Here is an 18,420-nt window from a genome sequence, read left to right as displayed (position 1 = left end):
CCAGAAAGATTAGATAATTTCAGTGCGGCTAACGCGTTTTTTATCCGGGCTGACGGAACGAATCAGGACTTTCCCCGCTACATCCGGCCGTTGGCTATCATCATAGCGCTGCCAGTTTTTGCCTTCGTCCAGGCTGTATTCAATAATCAGCCCCGGCAAAGCGATATTAGCCTGCAATTTGCCCGCTACAATACGTGCGCCCGGTACAGGCAACCGGTAATGCAGGCCCAGTTTGTCCAGTTTTGCCAGCTCGCGTTGTCCAAGCAGATTGGCGAATCGCTGCCAGTCCTGTAGCTGGGCCTGACGGTCAACATAGTTTGTTTTGCCGCCGATATATTCTTTGCCCGCCTGGTAGTCCTGCTCCCATGCTGCCCGGTGCCACGCCCGCTCGGCCACGGAAAGCACGCGTGGAAAGATCATATATTCCATATTTTCATCGGTGCGCGAGGTTTCGCTCCAGAGCTGGGCTGAAAGGCCATAAGCGCCAGGCCAGGCTTTGCTGGATTTGGCGCTAAAGGTTTTCCCATCGCGGTCCACGGAAGTCTCTGCATTTTGCGGCAGGTTGTCCGGCGCAAAGCTGAACATTTTACGCTCGTCGCTGAAACGCGTTCCCCAATAGTAGCCGCGCTCAAGCGGATTAACCTCGTAGGGGAAATCCATATAGACGTAGTCCGGGCTGGAGATAATGACTTCATAGCCTTTTTTTGCCCAGTCGTTGGCGGAATCAAACCCTCCCCAGTAAAGCGTGTCCCAGAAATTGACTGCGACGCGCTTAACAGCAAAGGCTTTGGCGCTGTCAGCATCTTTTAAGCCATCCTGCCACGCCTGCATTTTCTCAATGCCGTGACGGTTGATCTGCTGGCTGACCTGCTGTGCGAAATAGCTGGGCAGGTGCTCCAGGTCGGCGACTTTGCCTTCTTCGATCAGCGACTGACAAACCTGCGATTTCGCCCAGGGCTTGTCTTCTTTACTGAAATCGACCAGGCCTGTTCCGGCGACGGGGTTGTTTATATTGGAGTAGCCTGCGCCCAGACGAATGTTCTTAGCCTCATCGCCGCCAAAGTGCCAGATTTTAAGCGGCTGACCGGCCTCGCGATGCATGGCCTGGATTTCACCGATGATTTTATCGGTAAAGCGCAGAGAAGAAGCCAGACAGGGGTTAAGATAGCTGGTGCGATCGTAGAGCTGCACCGAAGTCGTATTGGAATCATCCGTTGGATCGACCAGACGATATTCCGCGGCTTCCGCTGTTTTCCCCTTTTCCATTAGCCGCTTATGGCGCGCTTCCATAGCAATTACCGCCGCTCTGGCGTGAGCGGGCATATCGATTTCCGGGATTACCTGGATGCCGCGAGCCGCCGCATATTTTACTAACTCTATATAGTCCTGACGGCTGAAATGGCCGCTGCCATTATTGTCGCTTTCCGGCCCGGAGCCCAGCTGCGGCAGCAGACAACGCCGCTCGCTAAGATCGTGGCAGCGCCTGCCGCCGGTTTCCGTCAGCTCCGGCAACCCTGGTATTTCAATTCGCCAGGCTTCGTCATCGCTAAGATGAAAATGAAAGGCGTTGATTTTCCAGGCGCTTAGCTGATCCAGCAGGCGCATTACCGCTGCCTTACTGTGGAAATTACGCGCCACGTCAAGAAAGACGCCGCGATAGGCGAAGCGTGGCGCATCGCTGGCTCTCAGCGTGGCTATTTTAGCGCTGCCATCAGCAGGCAGCAGAGAAAGGATCGACTGCAGACCGTAGAATATGCCGTCCTGGTCATAGCCGATCACTTCCGCCTGCTGTTTGCCAATCGCTAACTGGTAACCCCCGGCAACCGCCAGCCTGCTCTCCAGCGTTTTATCTGCGATGCGGGTAGTGATTTTATAGCCTGCATCCTGTTCTTTTACTCCCAGCAAACGGAATCTTTGCCTTACCGCCTCGGCACGGTCGGCAGGCAAGCTGGCTAAATCCAGGCTGACGCCCTGCGACAGGTCGGCATCCTCCGGTAAGACCTCGACCTGTAGCGGCGTTGGGACAATTTGTCCGCGCAGCGCCGGGGAAGAGAGCAGCGCCACCTCGCTGTTTTTTTCAAAACGGCTGCCGGCAACCATCAGCACATTCTGGTCGTCTGGCGTCCGCTTCCACTGTTCGCCAAAAGGTTCAACGAAAGTGGTCAGATCCTGCGAGTCGGTACTGGTAATGATTTTGGGCTGCGCGTTGCCGGACGTAACATACCAACGGGGCATTACGTCGGTAATAAATAGCTGCCAGTATTCATTGATTATCGGGATCTCTATTGATTCGCCCGCCGCGAAACCGCTGAATTTTTCAGTGGGTTCCAGCCGCGTCAGATCGCCGACGACATGCACCATACGAAACCGGTCATCTTCTACTTTTAGCGTTTTATGGACGTTGGACATATAAATAGCCCAGTCTTTGCTGTCGATAGCCGGGCCAGGGTTAGTTAGCGTGATAGTTGCCCGATTGCAGGATGCCCAGTCCGCTCCCAGCGCTGCGCAATCAACACCATGCTGGGCGGCATGATTATCGGTGACTTTGTATTTCACGCCAAATTGGCTTATTCGATCGACAATTTGTTGATCTGCGCAGGCTCCTCCACTCGCCAACAGTGAAAATAATGCCGCCGCAACAAGACTGGTTTTAAAATTTATCATCCTTATATCCTTAGTCCGGTGTTTAGTGGGTTCGCTTTTGTGCTCTGTGCTGCTTCTGAAACCGAAAATGCCCGTCGCCCGCCTAAAACAGGGTAAAAGGCGCCATTACGATAAATTTGATGTCTTTCTCATCCTGAAAAATATTGCCGTAGCCGCCGCTCCAGCTGGGAAGGCTGGAATGATTGTGGTAGCGGGTGTAGTGCAATTTAAATGAGGTGCCTTTAGCCGGGCCCTGCTGTAGGGTGTAAAGCAGATCCAGATTCCATGCCGACTCTTTCAGGCGCCTGTTCTGGTCATAAAGCGGATTGGTTGAGGGTCTGGCATCCCAGCCCAGGGCGTATGAAGCGCCCACGGCCCAGCCGGGCAGCTGCCAGTTTTTCAGGTCGTAGATAACGCCGGTAAACAGGGCCTTTTCACCGTTGGCGTTAAAGTCCGAACGCGAGTCCCACCAGATATCCAGACGACCATTTGAGGTGGCGTATCCCGGCGTCATGCGCTGCAGAAAATAGCCCTGGTTGCCTTCGGCTTTGACCCAGCTGCCTTCCAGGCGTAGCTCGAATGGACCTGCGGTGTAGCCTAAAGTGATAGCCTGCAGCCAGGCCAGGCCATCATAAACATCGTTAGCATTGGCCGCGCCGCCCGTTTCTTTGTCTTTTGCGGCATAAACCTGCCAGCTGCTGGTTAACTTGTTACCGGCTACGGGAAAAGCGTAAGAGATTTTACCGAAGTACTGCTCCATATAGCCTGCGGCCTGGCCAAAAGCCCCTTCCAGCGTCAGACCATTGTTGAACGCATATTTTGCGCCCAAAGAGTGCAAATAGCTGATGCCTGAGACGCCATCGGCTTTGCGAAATTTATCGGTGTTCCTGTACCAGGGCGCTTTGTATCGATCTGCCCACATCCAGGAAAATGAGAGCTCGCCAGCATCCGGAAAAGTATATTTTCCTCCGGCCTCCAGGCCTCTGTAGGTTCCCGGCAGAAAGCTCCAGTGCGGTGCTAATAAACTTTGCCCGGCAGGCTGTAAATAGCCACCTCGTAACCAGTAGTCATGATATTTAAGCTTTAGCGCGGCCTTATAAATACTGGCGCCATTTTTATCACCCGACCATTTTTCTTCCCAGCGGCTGCGGGCATCGCTGAAGCCAATTTCGTTTGGCGCTGCCGGGCCTTTATTTGAAAATTCAACCGCGCTAAAAGCAGCCAGATCCAGACCGATAAACTCTGCTGCATAGCCTGAAGAAAAATCCAGGCTGCCGTTGAGCGTGGTATGGTGCAGATTTTGCTGGTATTGGCCGCGCCTGTCGCTTGCGGGATCGAGCTCTTTGCGTTCACGATGGCGTTGCCAGCCATAAAGCCCGCCGCTTAGCGAGGCATCCTCGATAAACCCTGTCGCCGCCGCCGGAGGAGAATAAAAGAAAGGAACCGTAACAGGCAAGCAGGCCAGAGCGGCGAAAAATATTTTTTGCGGTGAGAAATAACTGAGCACGAATACATCCTCTTCCATAAGTCTTTATCTGCAACCAGTTGGCAACGCCGCTATAATTGCAGATATAGAAGTCCATTTAGTCCGTGCGCGATACTATTTTTCGCGCCGCGAATTATCAATTTATTATTATTTTCCATTGGCAGAACTATGAAGTCCGCCACAGAAAATGACTTCTCCGTCTTTACTGGAAAGCACATATCAATATTTCAGGAAATATTAAGAATAAATAACACGGAAAGTGAAAAAACCAATAACAGATGGCCAAAGCGGATTTTATTTTATACTTACAGAGAACATTTGGTTAACGAGAGTCGGCTCAACGCAGCGCTCAGGCTACGTTGAAGCGAATGGGGAGAGTTTTCAGGTTAATAAGGGCTGCAATATTTTAGCTTCTATGCCGGCTCGCCCCGTTAGTCACGGCAAAAGTTCTGTTGTTTTGTCCGTAGTTAGCTGCCACAGCTCGCCAAGCTTATAATCCCAAATGCGCGGAGAAAAACGGATCTTTCCCCTTTCCGGCGTAAAAGTTATTTCGCTGAACCAAATGTTTTCGTGATTCATAAAAAAATCTACCCGGCAATAATCAAAACTGTCAGCAAGCTTCTCCGCCAGTTCAAGCATGCGAGAATATAGTACGGGACGAGGAATTTCGCGCGGATTGTTAGGCTGCCCCATAGTAAAGGGCTGCAAATGCCAGTTTACGTCATAGATATTGGTCAGTTTTTTACCGGCATCATCGGTAAAATCCGCTTCAATATATTTTGCTTTATGGTGAAAGCAGTGAACGCGGTAAAGCTCCGGCGTAATATTTGCATCCGCATCGGAAAAGAGATCAATATATTGCTCAGCAAGAATAAGTGGAGCGATATCTTTATAGTGCCATTCAAGTGAGACATAGTAAAAATTCCGGTAAAGATGATAGCCGATTTTTCTATTGTAGCGGGCTATGGCTTCCGGTTCTTTGGAAAAGCAAAGCTGGCAGCTGCCGCTGTCGTGATTGCACTTAAGAACGAATTTATCAGGTAGCGCCGCGTAATTTATCTCTGAAGGATGCTGCCATACGCCCAATAAAGGAACCAGATATTTCTCGCCGATTTTTTCCGCTACCCAGTCTCGCCCCCTGTATTTATCAGCCAGGCGGGTGAACAGAGGGTTGCGGGTATAAAGCATACGATGGACAATTTTTTCATTAAGTGATTCGGGCGAAAGAAAAATCCCTTTATGGCAATGCCTTTTGCGCCAGTCGGCGAGCAGATACCTTTCTTTTTTTTGAAACAAACGGCGAATAACTTTGCCCTGATGCTCGATCCTTTTCAAAAAATACATCTATCTGCCCTCCTGTTAACCATCTGCAAAAGTAAAAAATTCGCAGCAGGTTAATTATTGGCAGGCGGAAAGAAAATAAACCAGAGCTCAATTAAGAGGATAAAAAAGCATTGCTACTTTCTGATAACAATGCTTTGGTAAAGCGGCAATATTTATTTAATTTCCATCGCGGCTTTCATGGTGTAAAACAGGTCGGTCTGGTCAGTGAGGCCAACTACGTTAGCGGCATGCGGTCCATAGGCGGCAATGCGTATCTGCGTGCCGGTATGGCCCTGCGATTCCTCTTCGGAGTTACCGTAGCTGATGGTCATCAAACCGCCTTCCCGGGTTTCCAGCTTTTGAGTCAGCCCTGGCGCTTTGCTGTCGTTGGCGATTATCTGGCTGGAGTGTGCATGGTCAGCGGTGACGATAACCAGCGTGTTCCCCTCTTTACGGGCAAATTCCAGCGCCTTCTGTACCGCTTCATCCAGGTCTATCGTTTCACCGATTTGCCCGCAAGGATTAGCGATATGGTCCTGTTTATCGATGGAAGCACCTTCCACCTGCAGGAAAAAGCCGTTCTGGCTCTTGCTCAGTAACTGGATAGCCTTATCGGTCATCTGTGCCAGCGTTGGCGTAGAAGCCGGACGTTCGCTGTTGACCTCGCATTTCACCGGCTTGCCTTCAAGGTTGCCATGATAAGTTGCTTTCGGCCCTTTCCAGCGCACCGGCATATTGCCCTCGGCAAACAGGCCCAGCACCGGCTTTTCCTGAGTAGCTTCGGTAATGGCATTCATTCCCTCAAGGTTGTTGACCAACTGGTAGCCGCGCAGTTTCGCCTGCTCGTTTAACGTTTTGCCCTGCCATTCACCTGCCTTAGCCGTTTCGCCAAAGGTTTTGCCGCCGCCGCCGAAAGTAACGTCGGCACGGGCATTCAGCAGCTGTTCGGCAATAGAGCCTTTACCGCCCTTCTCCAGCGCGTTGCCAGCACAGACTTCCGTGGTCTTTTCCGGCCCGTAGCATTTGCGTGAAGTTACGTGAGCAATCTGCGCGGCTGGCGTGGCATCTTCCAGTTCGGCGGTTGAAACGTTGCCGGTCGCTTTGCCTGCTGCTTTAGCAATCTCCATAATGCTCTGATGATCTTTGCCGTTTACGTCCACGCCGATCGCGCCGTTGTAAGATTTTACGCCAGTGCTCCAGGCAGTAGCGGACGCGGCTGAATCGGTAACGTAATCGGGCTTATGCGTTTTCTTATCCAGCGCGTAATGGGTGTACTGGCCGGTCAGCGGCAGCGCGTCGATGCCTTTAAAAAAACCGCCCGCGCCTTCGGCATAGTTACGCGCTGCGGTGATTTCTGAATCGCCCATACCATCGCCGATCAGTAAAATAACGTTTTTGGCTTTATTGCTGTTCAGCGAAGCCTTTAACGCTTCAGTCTGATCCTCGCTTAGTCGGCGAGCGCCGCCGGGCTGGGTAATATCGCCCTGCGCGGCGCGATGATATTCCGCAGCCTGCGCATAAAGGGCAGAGGTTAACAGCGTGGCGGCAAGAGAAAGCGTAAACAGACTTTTTTTCATCAGACGGCTCCATAAGAAAACGTTGCTAAAAATTTCAGGAGCTTAGTCTGCGACACAACCGTGACGTTTTTGTGTCAGGCGGATGGCAACTTAGTGACCGGGCGAAGCCGGTTTTTCACGGTGTCTGTTCAGGGCTTAACCTGCCAGAATAAAAAGAAAAAAATCTTCTTGACCCTGTGGGCCGGACTCCCTATAGTAGCGCCCCGTCGACCGAGAGGGCGACGGCAGTAACAATATGGTGAGGTGTCCGAGTGGCTGAAGGAGCACGCCTGGAAAGTGTGTATACGGCAACGTATCAAGGGTTCGAATCCCTTCCTCACCGCCATATTTTATAAAAGTGCCCGGTTAACAGCCGGGCATTTTTATTTGCATATTCCCCTGGAGGAAGACCCTGACCAGGGTTCGACAAAACGGCCAGTCAGGGTGAGGCTTAACAAGCCTTGGGTTATCCCTTCCTCACCGCCATCTTCTAAGAAGAGCCTGAACTCACGTTCAGGCTGAGATTGATGACAAACCCCAGGTCGCGTTTAAATCTGTGAAAGAGCAGCAGAGGCAGATCGGGACACGGACACGCCGTTTATCCATCCGTGGAGGCTCGGTTGGCGCGTCCATGCGCCCCGCCTGGCCGCTCAGCCTCTGCCGCTATCAAGCAGCTGTATTGCTGTAGAAAAAAACCAAAACCCAGAAAAGGTTTAGGTTTGTTAGCATTTTGAGCCTGAACTCTCGTTCAGGCTTTTTTTGGTATGTTGCCACAGAGGAAGGCTATCGGCTTAAGTTAGCCGTGCAGCTTATAGTTAACGGCCAGCGCCATAGCCGCGCCCCCTGAATCCACAATGTCATCCAGATAAATGATATTGGGGTAATGCTCCGCAGTTACCTCAGGGTAGAGACGCCAGGCAAGGTTCTGTTTTGCCTCGTCAGCTAAACTGATAATCGAAGGCGTACCGAGAACCGCCTGTAGTGCATTTTGCGTGAGCGTCCAGGAGAGAAGAAAATAGCTGCCCGGCGTGAAATCCCGCATTTTCGCCAGTTGATCTTCTGCCATGGTGTCAATCTGGTTGCTGTTAGCGTAGCTGTTATAAACATTAAAACTGCGGTAAGGGTAGTAGCCTTTGCCGTTTCTCTCCGCAAGTTCAATATCGCTTTCCTCGCAGATGATTAAAACCGCTGGCCCATCAGCAATAAAATCATTTAGCGTTAAGGCCGTTAAATCTTGCCCGCTATCTGCTGAATAAAGATAGTTTATTTTATCCAGCAGCATAAAGAGCTTATCCCATTCTTGTTGGTTAAAGCTGCGATAGCTAAAATTCCCTATATCCGTATTCAGGCTGTGGGAAAGGTTCAGGATCACCAGCTCATGATGGCTGGCAGTAAAGGCATTGATCTCATCAACAATGGCCTGGATAGACTGCCCGTTTGCGCCCTGCCAGCTTATATTCGCTATTTGGCTATAGTGTCCGGTATAAAAACAGCCCGCGCTAATAACAGGTCTTATATCGAAATATCTGGCGCCATAATTTAATTGTCCACCTATACCCAGGCGCTGGGTCAGGGTATTGTTCTCCGTGCCAAAGGCGGTGCCGGAATAGCGAAGGCTCATGCCGGAATCGTGCGAACCCACCAGACAGATCTGCCGCAAAGGTTTATCAGCCAGCAGCGCGAGGTTATCGCTTAGCCAGCTGCTGGCGTCCAGGCCCGTTGCGATATAGTGACCTTCCTGCCCGGTTAGTACAAAGCTAAGGTTGCCGTTATGCTTCCAGCCCAGCGGCAACACCGATCCCGCCGGATGACTACTGCTTTGCAAAGTGCTGAAAAAAACCTGCAGCTGAAATCCCTCTTTTGCCCTGGCCTGCAGCTGAAAAGAAGCCTTGCTGTTGTTTTCCAGGGTATAGGTTGCCTCTGCGCCGTCATCGGCAGTGACGTGCAATAAACGCTCCTGCCATTCGACATAAATTCGGACGCAGCTTTTCGCCGCTATGCTTTCCGGAAAATTCCAGCAATCCATTTGGTAACTGTGCTGATAGCTTAACTGCCAGTTGCAGTCGGTGCCGTTAACCAGCGTAATATAGCCGCCCTGGCCCATAATACTATTCCTTTAATTGCGTTCGATTTTTTGGCTGTGGTATTGGTAAAGCGGCAGACATTTCTTTCCCATGAGGGTTGCGCTCTGCCCGTTAATATTTAAGGCGTTTCATGGTAAGTAGATTTTGTTTTTCGCACAAGAGGAGTTTTCTGGTTTATTTTATTAATAATGAAAATTATTTAAGGTTCAACAGTGGATTAACTTCCTGCAACATTTAATAACTAAAATCTGTTTATCTCTCCCCGGAAAGCCGAGCAAATTAGATAAATTGTCACCAGGATTAATAATCCCGAAAAAAATTGCCGATTGCCCGAATAAAGCATTCCGGCAGAAGCCTTCCATGGCTTGAGGTTTGCTGGTTGTTTAAAGAATTTGCGACGCTTTATAGCAGAGTAGATGAGCTCTCGGCTCAGGCCACTTTGAATATGGCAATAACGCGGTTAAGCTCAACGGCCTGTTCTTCCAGAGAAGCTGCGGCAGCGGCAGCCTCCTGAACCAGCGCGGCGTTTTGCTGCGTCACCTCATCCATCTGGCCAACCGCAATACTGACGTGTTCAATGCCGTTTACCTGTTCATCTGAAGCGGTAAAAATCTCCGACATGATCTGAGAAACATTGCCAATTGACGTCACAATATCTTCCATGGTTTTCCCGGCATTCGCCACCAGCTCGCTGCCTTCCGTTATACGCAGACTGGAGGTTTCGATCAGCGCCTTGATTTCTTTTGCCGCCACCGCGCTTCGCTGTGCCAGCGCCCTGACTTCGGAAGCCACTACGGCAAAACCCCGGCCCTGCTCGCCAGCGCGTGCAGCTTCTACTGCGGCGTTAAGGGCGAGGATATTGGTCTGGAAAGCAATACTTTCAATGGTGCTGATTATTTCGCCGACGCTCTTTGAGCTGTCATGGATAGCCGACATAGTAGAGACTACCTGTCCTACCACTGTGCCACCCTGAACGGCTACACGAGAAGCATCAGCGGCAAGGTTGCTGGCATGCCGCGCATTAGAGGTGTTTTGCCTTACCGTCGCCGTGAGCTGTTCCATACTGGCGGACGTTTCCTCCAGCGAGGCTGCCTGCTGCTCAGTTCGACTGGAAAGATCGGTATTGCCCATAGAAACTTCTTTAGCCGCGGTATCGATTGAAGAGGCGGCATTCTGAATGTCAGAGACCACTTTTCTGAGCTGCTCCTGCATCACGGCGAAAGTCGCGATCAGTACGCCGGTTTCATCTTTTGATTGCGCTACCAGCACCGTGGATAAATCTCCGGCCGCTATAGATTTAGCTGCGTTGACCGCCTGCTTTAACGGTACTGTGATGGCGCGAGAGAGCAAATAGCCCAGTGCAGCGGCAATCGCCAGTCCCAATAAAATGCCAGCCAGCAGGGTAAATTTGGTTTGCACCTCGGTAGCATCAACGGTCTGCTGCCGCTTAGTCAGCAGCCCTTTCTCTTCGGCTGCTATTTCGTCGATGCGCTGGCGCATAGCGTCCATTTGCGCTTTGCCGTTATTACTTTCAAAAGCGGCAATAAACGCCGCATAGGGCAGCGTGCCGGCAGTCAGCGCCTGCCGATTTTTCATTAACGGCTCAACAAATGAGGCTTGCCAAGCCTGCTCCTGCCCAAGCAGCGTCTCCAGGCGGGTTTGCTGGCGCTCATTATCCGAGGTCAGCGCTTTTATCTTTTGCATGTGTTGAGCAAAAGATTTTTGCCCTTCCGTCCAGGGAGCAAGCATCTCTTCTTTGCCGTTAAGCGCGTAGCCGCGCAGGCCCGTTTCCATATTGACCAGGCTTTGGGTAAGCGAGCGGCTTTCATCAATCACCCGCCATGTGTGCACGTTCCAGTTATTGGAATCAATAATACGCGAGAAGTTAAGGTAAAAGGCGGCGCAAAGCAGCACCAGAAGAGCCGCAATAGCGCCAAAAGCACTAATAAATTTTTTACTCACCGACAGATTTCTGAACATTATTTTAGGCTCTCAGAAGGTTAAAGGTGTAAAAACATTAAACTATACACCTGTAAACTATCGGCGATCCCTGAGGAAGCTTTAGCTATGCTTTACTTTATTAGCCCCGACTTTGCTATCTTGCTGTTTACTCATCAGTAATTAACCACCTGTTTAGTGAAACATAGCCCGAAATTGCGCTAATTTTTGTTAAATAAAAGTTTAATTCATTAGTTATTAAGCTGAAGGAAGAAGCGCTACCGAGAAAACAATAAGCCTTGCTAATATTTATTATAGGGTACGGCCAGCCTGTTATTCTGGCTTAACCTGCAAATAAGAAGGCCTGGCCCGAGATGATATCGGTGCCAGACCTGGTAGTGGGATTGGGGCGTAGCTGGTCGAGTTAACCGTAAGCCATCAGCGTATGCTGGCAGAGCTGGGAACGCACGCAGTCCGCCTTACCGAAACGCACTACGCCGATCATTTCATCCTCTTTGAAGCGCGCAAGCGCATCACTAAGGCCTGACTGAACGTGAGATGGCAGGTCGCACTGGGTGATATCGCCGTTAACGATTACGGTGACGTTTTCCCCCAGGCGGGTCAGGAACATTTTCATCTGGGCCGCAGTGACGTTTTGCGCCTCGTCGAGGATAACTACGGCGTTTTCAAAAGTACGTCCGCGCATATAGGCAAAAGGCGCGATTTCCACCTTGGCGATTTCGGGACGTAGACAATATTGCATAAAGGAAGAGCCAAGACGTTTAACCAGAACGTCATAGACGGGCCGGAAGTAAGGCGCGAATTTTTCCGCAATATTCCCAGGCAGGAAGCCTAAATCTTCATCTGCCTGCAGCACCGGCCGCGTGACGATAATCCTGTCGACGTCCTTGTTTATCAGGGCCTCAGCCGCTTTTGCCGCGCTAATCCAGGTTTTACCGCAGCCTGCTTCGCCGGTAGCAAAAATCAGCTGTTTACTCTCTATGGCTTTAAGATAGTGCGCCTGAGCTTCATTACGGGCTTCAATGGGCGACTGGTCGCGCGTGTCGCGCGCCATACCTATTGCATCCAGCCCGCTCATCTGCACCAGCGAGGTGACCGATTCTTCTTCACGCTGACGGTGACTGCGTGAATCGCTACGAAGCACACGCCTGGCTTCACGACGAGCTTTGATCACTGCTTTCTGTCTTCCCATAGTGGCACCTTACAGTTGGTTTCATTTCCCGCACCTGAAACGGCGGTGCGATTACGTGAACGCTTTAGAGGTTTTGCTGGCTTCCTTGTAAGCCTTGTCGGGCCGTTGAAATGGCGTCCGGCGTCTCGATGCCGGGCACCGGAAGAGGTGTTTTTTGACCAAACAAAAAAGGAGAAGAGAAAGTCACTGGGGCAAGGATGCCCTCGCGAGGGAAAGCGATAAGGCTATTTGTCTGACGCTTATGTCCGTAAAACGACCTGTCCATTCGCGATCTCCATGCTGCACACTGGAAACAACTGACGCCTGATATTTAAATTTCAACAGATTCTTCGAATAATGCAACATTAATTTTACGAGTCAGGGAGTGAAAAGCGCTAAATAAACGGATGCGTACGCGGAAGATTAATTGAGAGCCTTTTGAGATCAAGCGGATAGCAATTTATTTTATGCTGAATAAATCTACACAAATTGTTTACCAGACGGATAAAGCCAGACTGGTTAAAAAACAGTCTCCCGCACGAGGCGCGGGCGGAAGACTGAAAAAAGATCAGGCCTGGAGTAACGCCTGGCCAAGATAATGCTGGTCGTTGACCACGCCGGGCAGCACAAAGAAATATCCGCCGCCGATGGGTTTGATATATTCTTCCAGCGCCTCGCCGTTGAGCCTTTTTTGTACTGCCAGGAAGCCTTTTTCTAAATCGTGCTGATAGCAGACAAACAGCAGCCCCATCTCCAGCTGACCGGCGTTTGAGACGCCCAGCGAATAGCTGTAGCCGCGACGCAGCATCAGGTTTTCCTGAGTTTGCGGCGTACGTGGATTAGCCAGGCGAATATGGGCATCGAGCGGCGTTATCGCGCCTTCAGGATCGCTGGCATAATCGGGGACGTCGTGCTCGTTTTTCATCCCCAGCGGCGCGCCGCTTTGCTTCACGCGGCCAAAGATGTTCTCCTGCTCGCGTAGCGGCGTTCTGTCCCAAAACTCTACGCGAAACTGAATAATGCGCGCGGCCTGGTAGCTGCCACCGATTGCCCATGCCGGTTCATCCTGCTCCGCCGTTACCCACAGAATTTTATTCATCAACGCAGCGTCTGCGCTATCAGGATTAGCCGTGCCGTCTTTGAAGCCAAGTAAATTAATCGGCGTCTCTTTACCCTGGCTGCGCGCCGCATGATCGGAGATAAAACCTTCGCGTCGCCAGCGGACGCTCAGCAAATCCGGCGAATGCTTGATAATATCGCGCAGCGCGTGGATCGCTGTATCATTAGTATTGGCGCAGATTTGCAGCAGCAAATCGCCGTGGCACAGGCTGGCATCCAGCGCATCATTGGGAAAGCGCGTCATAGCCTGTAGCTTACGTGGCTTTTGCGCCTGTAAGCCAAAGCGTTGGTCAAAGAGCGAAGCGCCAACCGAGACCGTGATGGTCAGGTTATCCGGATAAATTTCACGACCCAAAATGCCAGAATCCATCGGCGGCAGACGCGGATTGACGACCTGCGGCGCTTCTCCTCCTTTAGTCAGAAAAGCGATACGGTCGGTCAGCAGCCGGAACAAACGTTCAAGGTCGGCTCTGTCCGTAGCCAGTACATCAAAAGCCACCAGCATCATGGCTGCCTGCTGCGGTGTAACAATGCCCGCCTGATGCGGGCCGTAAAAAGGCTGCGTCTGCTGACGGGCGTTGGGTGGTAGCGCCCCTGGCGAAAAAGATTTCTCCGCTGCGCCATGCGCCGGGCAGCGGCCTGCTACTGCCAGAGCGCCACCAAGGATCCCCATTCCCTTTAATAACCGGCGGCGCGAGGGCTGCGCCGCTTCGTCAACTGCTCGTTTTACCATGACTTAATCGAGGCCCAGGGTTCCGCGCAGCATAGCGAGATCTTCTGCCAGAGTCGTTATCGGCCCTTTCATGGCGGTGCGATCCGCGTCGGTTAGTTTGTCATAGGATTCGAAACCGTCGCCGCTACGGTATTTGCGTAGTATTGCATCTACTTTCTTAAAATTAGCGTCAATTTTTGCTAACAGCGCCGGATCGGCTTTCTGCAACAGAGGACGAAGCAGCTCTACGATCTTCTGCGCGCCATCGATATTCGCCTGGAAATCCCACAGGTCGGTGCGGCTGTAGCGATCTTCCTCGCCGGAGATTTTGCTGGAAGCAACTTCTTCAATCAGATCCGCCGCGCCGCCAACGACTTTCGCCGGTGGGAAAGCCAGCTCGCCGATGCGTTTTTGCAGCTCCTGCACGTCCGCATTAAGCTTATCCGCATAGCTTTCCATGCCTTTGGTAGAGCCATCGGCCCACAGCGCTTTCTCCAGGCGATGGAAACCAGTAAATTTCGGGTCGGCCGCTTTTTTCTCGTAGTCGTCTTCACGCGCGTCGATGCTGCCATCCAGATCGGAGAAAAGCTCAGCTATCGGTTCAATACGCTCGTAGTGCGCGCGCGTTGGTGCGTAAAGCGCTTTCGCCTTGTTGATATCGCCCGCTTTTACCGCATCGGTAAAGGCTTTGACGCCCGTTGCCAGCGCGGCGGTTTCCTGCTCTACATAAGCTTTATAGTCAGTAATCGGGCCAGTTAGCTGCATCAGCATTGGCTGCGCCGCTGCCGTATCCTGTGCGCCCTGCACAATCAGCTTGCCTTTGGGGTTGCTGAGCAGGCCGCAGGTCATTTCATAGTCACCCGCTTCCAGATTGGCAGTGAGTTTTTGCGTAAAGCCTGGCGCAATATTTTCCCGCTCTTCGACTACCATCACCCCTTTCAGGATTTCCCACTCCAGGCCTTTCTGGCTGTGGTTCTGGATCACAAATTGCGTTTTACCGGCTTTCACAGTGATGCTCATCGGCTCGCACTGTTTATCGTTAACGACAATTTTTACCTGCGGCAGATCGGCAGCCTGAACAGCAGAGGAAGCAGCCAGCGCCAGCAGCAGCGCTGCCGCCAGTTTTGATGTTGAGAAACCACGAATCATGATAAATCCCTTGAGTGTGAGAATAGCCTACCGCGAAGCCGCGGCAGCCGAAGGTCGTGCGGGCAAACAAAACAGCAGCAGCGCGGGAACGAGATAGCAGAGCCAGACCGTTACTTCGCTGACGCTGGGCGTTTCCTGATAGCCAAAAAGCCCTTCCAGCAGCGTGCCGGTCAGCGTACTGGTCGAGAGCGCGTCGTTGAGATCAAAAGCCTGGCCCTGAAATGCATTCCATAATCCCGCTTCGTGGAAGGCTCTGATAGCGCCTGCTGCCAGCCCTGCCGCAACCAGCAGGATAAACAGGCTGGTCCACTTAAAGAAGAGCGCCATATTCAGCCGTACGCCGCCCCAGTAGATCAGCATGCCCAGTACGATAGCGGTAGCCAGACCGAGGATGGCACCGACCGGCGGCGCAATGCCCACATCCTGCTGAAAAGCCGCCAGCAGGAAAAAAACCGACTCCAGCCCTTCCCGCGCCACGGCGAGAAAAACCATCAGGATCAGCGCCCAGCCACCGCCTTTGCTGCGGTGAAGCGCGTTATCCACTGCACCCTCAAGCTGGGCTTTAATATTGCGGGACACTTTACGCATCCAGAACACCATCCAGGTCAGAATACAGACGGCGATAACGGCCACCACGCCCTCAAACAGCTCCTGCTCTCTTTGCGGAAACTCGCCGGTGGTTTCATTGATGACGTAGCCCAGCACCAGGCAGAGCGCGGCGGCGGCAAATACGCCAAGCCACATCGCGCCGAACCACTCGCTGCGCTGCGTGCGCTGCAGATAGCTGGCAATCAGGCTGACGATCAGCGCGGCTTCCAGCCCTTCACGTAACATAATCAGGAACGGCACAAACATAGGCACCTTCAGGCATAAGCGCGTTGCGACGCGGGTAAAGAAGTGTAAATCAAAACGATACCGATTATCATTATCGCCAGAAGAAATACAAGAGGCGGGAAGGTTATTTTCGCTGTGGGTAAAGACCTTTTTGCACTCCCCTTTATCCAGGCTGAAGAAGGTCGGACCGACAGCGCGAACTATAAAAAAGGCCCGCCGAAGCGGGCCTCAGACTGCTGACAAAGCTAAAAAAGCTCAGGTGAACATCTGTTTTTTTACAGCAACTCCGCAGCTTTACGGCGGCAGAGGCTGAGCGGATAAGCGGACCGTTTGGCGCATGGACGCGCCAACCGAGCCTACATGGAAGTATTTACGGCGTGTCCGTGTTCCGATCTGCCTCTGCTGCTCTGTCACTGATTTAAACGCGACCAGGGGTTTGTCATCAATCTGAGGCCCGCCGAAGCGGGCCTGTAAGCTTAACGCGAGTTAAACTCGGCTTCCGCCGCTTCAAAACGTTTTACCGCCGCCGTGGAAGGCTGGCCACCCATCAGGCTGAACAGCACGATAGCGATGCTGGCGAACAGGAAGCCCGGGATAATTTCATAGAGATCCAGCCAGGCGTACTGTTTCCAGATCAGCACCGTAGCCGCGCCGACGATAATGCCGGCCAGCGCGCCGTTGCGGGTCATGCGCTTCCAGACCAGCGAGAAGACCACTACCGGACCAAAAGCGGCGCCAAAGCCTGCCCAGGCATAGCTCACCAGGCCCAGCACGCGGTTATTGGGATCGGAGGCCAGCGCAATCGCCACTACCGCCACCAGCAGCACCATCAGACGCCCTACCCATACCAGTTCGCGCTGGCTGGCGTTTTTACGCAGAAAGTTTTTATAGAGATCTTCCGTCAGGGCGCTGGAGCAAACCAGCAGCTGACAGCTCAGCGTAGACATTACCGCCGCCAGGATAGCGGAAAGCAGAATACCCGCAATCCACGGATTGAACAGGATACGCGCCAGCTCAATAAAAATACGCTCGCTGTTATCGGAAACGCCGCTCGCCTGCGCCGGGTTATTCTGGAAGTAGGCGATGCCGAAGAAGCCGACCGCTACCGCGCCGCCCAGGCAAAGGATCATCCAGGTCATACCGATACGGCGCGCGCTGCGAATAGAGTGGTGAGAATCCGCCGCCATAAAGCGTGCCAGAATGTGCGGCTGGCCAAAGTAGCCCAGTCCCCAGCCCAGCAGCGAGATCACCGCGACAAAGTTCAGGTTTTTCAGCATATCGATGTTTTCAATACTTTTGGCCTGAATGACCTGTAAGGAGTCGCTGAGGCCACCAACCGCGAAAATAACCATTACCGGCGTCAGGATCAGGGCGAAGAACATCAGTCCGGCCTGCACCGTATCCGTCCAGCTCACCGCCAGGAAGCCACCGACGAAGGTATAAAGAATGGTCGCAGCCGCACCAGCCCAAAGCGCCGTTTCGTAACTCATGCCAAAGGTGCTTTCAAACAGGCGAGCGCCAGCTACGATGCCGGAGGCGCAGTAGATAGTGAAGAACACCAGAATCACTACCGCAGAGATCACGCGCAGGATTTTGCTTTTATCTTCAAAGCGGCTGGCAAAGAAGTCGGGCAGCGTTAGCGCGTTATCGTGATGCTCGGTTTGCACGCGCAGGCGTCCGGCCACGATTTTCCAGTTCAGGTATGCGCCCAGCGTCAGGCCGATAGCGATCCAGCTTTCGGAAATGCCGGAGATAAAGATAGCGCCCGGCAGCCCCATCAGCAGCCAGCCGCTCATATCGGACGCGCCCGCCGAAAGCGCGGTAACTACGCTGCCCAGACTACGTCCCCCAAGAATATAGTCATCAAAATTTTTGGTCGAGCGCCAGGCCAAAAAGCCGATTAACACCATGCCAAGAATGTAAACGCAAAAGGTCACCATCATAGGTGTGCTTACTGTCATTCAGGTTCTCCACTTATTATTGTTCATGTGCAACCTCCCGGGTCATCCTGTCCCGCCGCCGGAACGTGGCGGCGCCACTTTTTACCGCCTCGGGCGGGGTATCCTGCCGTAAAGCACCCACCGGCACAACACCCAGCAATGGTTTAACACATCTGTTACATAAATTTCACCTTGCATCTTTCACGAGTTTTCGACAGGTTGCACTGGATCACAGTCTCACCGGTTACACCTGCCGTAAAACCCCAATAAAACCAGGCGATACCGCGATTCGTAAAGCTGGCCGGATTCTTGCAGCAATATCCATGCCGCTTTTAAAGAAAGCGTTTTTGCACTCTGCAATCAGGGTCACATTTAACAAGGTTGCACAAAGTTGCAACTTAAGTGATATTGCTTGCCAGATCTGTTTTGACTTATTTGCAAGGA

At 52.3% G+C, this 18,420-nt stretch carries 12 protein-coding genes and 1 tRNA gene; 1 reads left to right on the top strand and 12 read right to left on the bottom strand.

Annotated elements, in window-relative coordinates; all coding sequences use genetic code 11:
- Positions 1–9 precede the first annotated feature (9 nt).
- The 4 genes from ACETPC_RS00125 to phoA form a co-directional block, all read right to left on the bottom strand.
- Positions 10–2,664, bottom strand: coding sequence for a beta-N-acetylhexosaminidase (locus ACETPC_RS00125; protein ID WP_380177431.1), 2,655 nt, complete (start codon positions 2,662–2,664; stop codon positions 10–12).
- 82 nt (positions 2,665–2,746) lie between these two features.
- Positions 2,747–4,168 carry an OprD family outer membrane porin gene (locus tag ACETPC_RS00120; RefSeq protein WP_380177428.1) on the bottom strand — a complete coding sequence of 474 codons (1,422 nt, stop codon included), beginning with the start codon at positions 4,166–4,168 and terminating at the stop codon, positions 2,747–2,749.
- Between the two features lie 396 nt (positions 4,169–4,564).
- A complete protein-coding gene (locus ACETPC_RS00115) occupies positions 4,565–5,473 on the bottom strand; it encodes an ATP-grasp fold amidoligase family protein (protein WP_380177426.1) in 909 nt (302 codons plus the stop codon).
- A gap of 152 nt (positions 5,474–5,625) precedes the next feature.
- Complete coding sequence (phoA, locus tag ACETPC_RS00110) at positions 5,626–7,029, bottom strand: alkaline phosphatase (RefSeq protein ID WP_380177424.1); 1,404 nt, start codon at positions 7,027–7,029, stop codon at positions 5,626–5,628.
- A gap of 237 nt (positions 7,030–7,266) precedes the next feature.
- On the opposite strand from phoA, the gene ACETPC_RS00105 reads away from it, so the two are divergent.
- A tRNA-Ser gene (locus ACETPC_RS00105) sits at positions 7,267–7,354 on the top strand.
- A 450-nt stretch (positions 7,355–7,804) separates the two neighbouring features.
- On the opposite strand, the gene ACETPC_RS00100 is transcribed toward ACETPC_RS00105, so the two are convergent.
- From ACETPC_RS00100 to putP, 8 genes are all read right to left on the bottom strand, one after another.
- On the bottom strand, positions 7,805–9,112 hold the full coding sequence (locus ACETPC_RS00100) for a hypothetical protein (protein WP_380177422.1): 1,308 nt from the start codon (positions 9,110–9,112) through the stop codon (positions 7,805–7,807).
- A 409-nt stretch (positions 9,113–9,521) separates the two neighbouring features.
- The gene (locus ACETPC_RS00095) at positions 9,522–11,054 is read right to left on the bottom strand and encodes a methyl-accepting chemotaxis protein (RefSeq protein ID WP_380177420.1); all 1,533 of its coding nucleotides are present in this window, start codon (positions 11,052–11,054) and stop codon (positions 9,522–9,524) included.
- A gap of 400 nt (positions 11,055–11,454) precedes the next feature.
- A complete protein-coding gene (phoH, locus tag ACETPC_RS00090) occupies positions 11,455–12,243 on the bottom strand; it encodes a phosphate starvation-inducible protein PhoH (RefSeq protein WP_380177418.1) in 789 nt (262 codons plus the stop codon).
- A gap of 64 nt (positions 12,244–12,307) precedes the next feature.
- Positions 12,308–12,508 (bottom strand): hypothetical protein, encoded by a 201-nt coding sequence (locus tag ACETPC_RS00085; RefSeq protein ID WP_380177416.1) that lies wholly within the window; start codon positions 12,506–12,508, stop codon positions 12,308–12,310.
- A gap of 282 nt (positions 12,509–12,790) precedes the next feature.
- Entirely contained in the window at positions 12,791–14,074 is a 1,284-nt protein-coding gene (gene efeB, locus ACETPC_RS00080; RefSeq protein ID WP_380177414.1) for an iron uptake transporter deferrochelatase/peroxidase subunit, read from the bottom strand.
- A gap of 3 nt (positions 14,075–14,077) precedes the next feature.
- Positions 14,078–15,202, bottom strand: coding sequence for an iron uptake system protein EfeO (gene efeO / locus ACETPC_RS00075; RefSeq protein WP_380177412.1), 1,125 nt, complete (start codon positions 15,200–15,202; stop codon positions 14,078–14,080).
- Between the two features lie 27 nt (positions 15,203–15,229).
- The gene (gene efeU / locus ACETPC_RS00070) at positions 15,230–16,057 is read right to left on the bottom strand and encodes an iron uptake transporter permease EfeU (protein ID WP_380177410.1); all 828 of its coding nucleotides are present in this window, start codon (positions 16,055–16,057) and stop codon (positions 15,230–15,232) included.
- Positions 16,058–16,512: 455 nt separating this feature from the next.
- Positions 16,513–17,997, bottom strand: a complete 1,485-nt coding sequence (gene putP / locus ACETPC_RS00065; RefSeq protein ID WP_380177408.1) for a sodium/proline symporter PutP — start codon at positions 17,995–17,997, stop codon at positions 16,513–16,515.
- Positions 17,998–18,420 lie beyond the last annotated feature (423 nt).

Source organism: Pantoea sp. sgz302252, from assembly GCF_042610525.1.
Taxonomy (GTDB): domain Bacteria; phylum Pseudomonadota; class Gammaproteobacteria; order Enterobacterales; family Enterobacteriaceae; genus Erwinia.
The sequence above is the reverse complement of the archived record's forward strand: the minus strand, read 5'-3'. Positions and strand labels throughout refer to the sequence as shown.